The sequence below is a fragment of the Ferruginibacter sp. genome (genome assembly GCF_031430955.1).
Classification (GTDB): domain Bacteria; phylum Bacteroidota; class Bacteroidia; order Chitinophagales; family Chitinophagaceae; genus Ferruginibacter.
The window spans coordinates 1-4,468 of record NZ_JANPCM010000180.1; the positions used below are offsets into that span (position 1 = coordinate 1).

Consider the following 4,468-nt stretch of genomic DNA (forward strand, 5'->3'; position numbering starts at 1 on the left):
CCTCCAACGGAAGGAAAGATGATGGTATCCTGTAGGCGCAGCATAGTGCCTGATTTTATCACGCTGCTGTCGGCTTTTAACACCCTTCCCTTTACCATGCTAACCGTATATTTTTCCTGCGCCATGGCACTTACTGCAGCAAGGCATAAACTAATAAGGAACAGGGCTTTTTTCATTTTTGTTAGTGTAATGCTTTTTATAAAAGTCCATCAAAAAATTTATAACTACAAGGTACAAAAGAACAGGCGAAATATTCGGCTGCACATTAAAAATAAATGCAGAGCAAAGGATAAGCAGCAGGCAGATGCCGGAAAAGGAAATGTATTTATTTACAAATAACTGCATTAACAGGTCGGCCCAGGGGCGTTTACTTACATCAGGCGCTTTTATTTTTTTGAAGAATAACAGGTAGCTGATCAGGCTAAAGCCGGCAATCATAAACAACACCCACCACCAGCTTACCTGGCCGCCGTTTCTTAAAGTAAGCCAGGTATTAAGCAGTATCAGCGGCCCTGCAATTTTGCCGGCCGGGCTCGGGTGCACATCAGTATCAAAGTTGCCGATAACTATAAAGCGATCTTCCAGGTAATCATGATAAAAAGAATCTGTTTCAGACAGCAGGAGCAGTTCACCAAGGTTGAAATAGGGATACTTTGCGGAGGTCATTATATCAGGAGACCGGATATAATATAACGGTAACACAGACCTGAAATTTGGAAAACCCTTTGGGTAATTCTTTTGATCAAGGGAATGGAGCAATACAAGCGGTGTAGTTTTAAAGCTGTCGTTATACTGCAGCCTGAATTTAGAAAAGTTGCCCGTATAGGTCACAAAATCCGATAGTGCGCAGGGAACCGGTATGCATGGCTTTTGCAGGATACCTGCAATGATATGACAGGGGAACAGTATTTTGGTACAGCGCTTTATTTGCAGTGCCAGTGCGGTATCCTCATCTGCAGGGTGTTCAAAAAAAATATCACACAGCGTAAAATGGTGCCGGTTTCCGTTGTCCGAAAGTATTTTGAAAAACTGGGCTAGCTTGTCCCTGTCGGTGATGGCAATTTCGCCATACTCTAAAGGATCGGATATTAGTTTTTGGTCTCTTGATACATTGATAAAAACAAAATCATGGTTGTAATTAAGCCGGTTACCGCTGAGGTTTTGCCGTAGTGTATTTATTTTTCCAAGTATGGCTTCATCTGCGGTTGAAGTGTAGCTGCTGTTGGTAATAAGCCACATTGCGGCAAACAACAACAGCCCGTGCAGGAAGGCGATAAGTATTTTAATATTTTTTTTCAATGGCTGCAGGTTGTGGTATGGTAGGGATTTAAAAATACAGTTAATATTTTAATTAGTAATGCTCTTTTATGTTACAATTATTGCCGCAGAATTTTTACACACCAGGAGGCTTGCTGTATAAAAAGACAGGTTGCGAAGAGGAAATGGTTTTTTTGGAAATAGTATTAAAGTGCCATTCGTTGTTGGTCAATAAGACGCAACAACGGCGGGGAAGGGAGCGGAGATTGGTGAGGAATAGTTTCAGTCGACGAAAAAAAGTTATCGGTTTTAGCTTCGCTATAATCTCCGCCATCGTTGTGGTTTATTTACCAACGATGCATTGGAGCAAACGATGGTTGCGAATAGGAAATGCTTTTTTCGGTAATAGTATTCAGGGCCATTCGTTGTTGGTCAATAAGACACAACAGCGGCGGGGAAGGGAGCGGAGATTGGTGCGGAACACTAACAAAGGCAAAAGAAGGCAGGGAACACCGGGGCTGTAAAAAACGATTGCCCTGGTTCGTACTGCCAAACCAGGGCAATGTACCGGCCGTAAAAATTAATTGTCTAATTCTTTTATCAATAGTTCAGCCGCATTGGCATTATGCTGGTACCATTTGTATCCCCATGCAGAAAATGAAAAAAGGATAAGTACAATTAGAGGAATTATCCAAAGCCATATGGTACTGCCCGTTTCAAAAATATCTTTATTGTTGATGAGTTTTACTGCAACAGGTATAATGGCAAGCATCAAAATAAAATTGAGAAAAATGGCCAGTCGCTGTACAAATAAAAGCCATTGTTTGGCTTTTGCAAAAGCCATTATAGTTTCCTTATAATTTTTATTGCCGATGCTGATGTTTTTTATTTTGTTAAGAGATGATAACACCAGCGGCGGCAGTATTAAAAGATGAGCCGCAGTAAAAATGCCGCAGCCTAATAAGTACCAGGTATTTAATTTACCCATGTTAAGCAGCACTGCAATGGCCAATGCAGCGGCAATAAAAGTTGCTATTGTTTCGTAAGTCTTTATTTTTTGAAACCTGTTTTTGTAACGTTCCTGTGTCATAGTTAAAATAAGTTGATCAGTTAATGTATTTTGTTTTTTTACTTTGGCCGATAATTCGTTCCAGAGTGTTTGCATTTCTTCTATTTCCATTTTATTTAAAGTTTTATTTGTGATCGTATTTTTTCTTTGATGCGCCCTAACCGGGTGCCGATATTTGTTTTGGTAAATCCTGTTATAGCAGCAATTTCTTCATGGCTGTTACCTTCTAAAAACAAAAGGATGATTCCTTTTTCGGCCGTGTTTAATTTTTTTATTGCTGCATATAACAGGTTGAGCCGTTCTTCTGTTTCCTTATCCTGTTCGCCTGCTGTATTTAACAATTCAAAATCAATGGGTATCCGGTATCCTCTTCTTTTTTCCAGGTTGATATGTGCAATGGAACTGTTTAAAGCTATACGGTATATCCAGGTACTTATTTTTGCATCGCCTCTGAAGGCTTCATAACTTTTCCAGAGCTGGTACACAATTTCCTGGTACAGGTCTTTTTGGTCTTCTGTACTGTTCGAATAAACAGCAGTTATCTTATAAATGATCCCTTCATTCGATTTAATTACCTGTACGAAATTGTCTTTTTTATCCATCAAAAAAATATTACACTTCATTAGTGTGTGAATTACAAAATAAATCACAAAAAAGGAGAGTTATTTTATATTCGGGCATTGTAGTCTTCGCTATAATCTCTAAAGTAGTTGCGTCTTATTGACCAGCGATGTATTGCAGCAAACTATGGTTGCGAATAGGGAATGTTTTTTTCGGTAACAGTATTCAGGGCCATTCGTTGTTGGTCAAAAAAGACACAACAACGGCGGGGAAGGGTGCGGAGATTGGTGCGGAATACCTACAAAGAAAGGCAAAGGCTTACGGGTTGTTTGTGTTGTTACGCTTTGCATATTGCATGCATTACAAACTAACAACAGCTAAGAAGAGGAGTATATTAATATTGTACATTTTCCATGTAAATTTCAAAGCTGGCCATTTGTTGGCCGGGCTTACCCTTCCCGATATCATATGCTGCTGCTGCTTTATTGGCCAAGCTGGCAGCTTTTTGTAACAATTGATGAAAGGGCAGGTATTTTTCACCCCTGGGTTCTTTAGCAATGGCAGCTGCTAAAGCTGCTGTAAAATTTTGCGTAAATAAACTGCCGTTTTTTAAATCGGTAACAGCAGCCTGTCCGGGCCTTGCTGCAGATACTATTATATCGATATAATTATCTTCAGCAGTAACCACTTTTTTGCTCAGCAATTTTTCTTTAGGCGACATTAAGTCTTCCACTACCTCCATGTTAAATTTGCTTGCGCTGTTGCGCTTATGAGTTATAACAGTGCTGCAACAATCGCCTATGGCAATATTAATTCTTCCGCCCCTGAGGCGGATGAGCTGCAGAATTTCATGCAGGTTTTTAGTATGTTTTCTTATAAAGCCCATCTCGTTGTATTCGGCAGTATCAGCAGGGTGTCGCATATCCAGCTGCGGAAATTTGCGGCTGCTGTCATCTGCATAGCAAAAGCCATGGCCCGAATAATAAAATATGGTTACATCAATTTCCATCGAATCAAGCTTTTTAATAGTAGCCATTAAATTTTCACCAGTATAATTATCTCCCGAAATTTCTATTTCCACATATTTAAAATGGCTGTGTGCAGCAATCTTTTTAAAAACTTTCCTAACGTTTTTTACATCCTGTGCACAACCGGCAGCTAATTCCTTATCCTGTGTACTGGCCATAATAATAAGGATAAGCTTGGGTTGCTCAGCAAGAAAAGCTTTTTGTTGTTCGGCCTTAAAATTTTCTAATATTGTTGAAAAAGCTGCTGTAAGTTTTTTAGGCATGGCCTGTATAATTTATTTTTTATTGGTGTAACTAAGATACAAAAAACTTTGGTGTGCGCCTGTTGGGGAGATGCTAGAAAATTATCAATTTATTTTTAGTGTGTTGTAAATGAGTGAAGTTGGATAGTGGGCTTCGGGCTGCCAGTGCCGGTTAAGTGTAATTGAAGCGTACGACGCTGGTTGAAAAGCAAGCGGCGACGATTGGGATTACCCACGGCGGCGAAGGTGCAATTCGTTGTTGGTCAATAAGGCCAACAACGGCGAAGGAAAGGAGCGGAGATTGGTGCGGA

Annotated in this window: 4 protein-coding genes; all 4 read right to left on the reverse strand. The window is 40.0% G+C overall.

Annotated elements, in window-relative coordinates; translation table 11 throughout:
• Window positions 1-150 precede the first annotated feature (150 nt).
• The 4 genes from ACY65O_RS04990 to ACY65O_RS05005 all read right to left on the reverse strand — a co-directional run bounded on the left by ACY65O_RS04990 (window position 151) and on the right by ACY65O_RS05005 (window position 4,178).
• Window positions 151-1,299, reverse strand: a complete 1,149-nt coding sequence (locus ACY65O_RS04990; protein WP_462219748.1) for a hypothetical protein — start codon at window positions 1,297-1,299, stop codon at window positions 151-153.
• Between the two features lie 538 nt (window positions 1,300-1,837).
• The gene (locus ACY65O_RS04995; protein ID WP_462219749.1) at window positions 1,838-2,437 is read right to left on the reverse strand and encodes a hypothetical protein; all 600 of its coding nucleotides are present in this window, start codon (window positions 2,435-2,437) and stop codon (window positions 1,838-1,840) included.
• Between the two features lie 5 nt (window positions 2,438-2,442).
• Complete coding sequence (locus ACY65O_RS05000) at window positions 2,443-2,928, reverse strand: RNA polymerase sigma factor (RefSeq protein WP_462219750.1); 486 nt, start codon at window positions 2,926-2,928, stop codon at window positions 2,443-2,445.
• Between the two features lie 353 nt (window positions 2,929-3,281).
• Entirely contained in the window at window positions 3,282-4,178 is an 897-nt protein-coding gene (locus ACY65O_RS05005) for a caspase family protein (RefSeq protein ID WP_462219751.1), read from the reverse strand.
• Window positions 4,179-4,468: the final 290 nt, after the last annotated feature.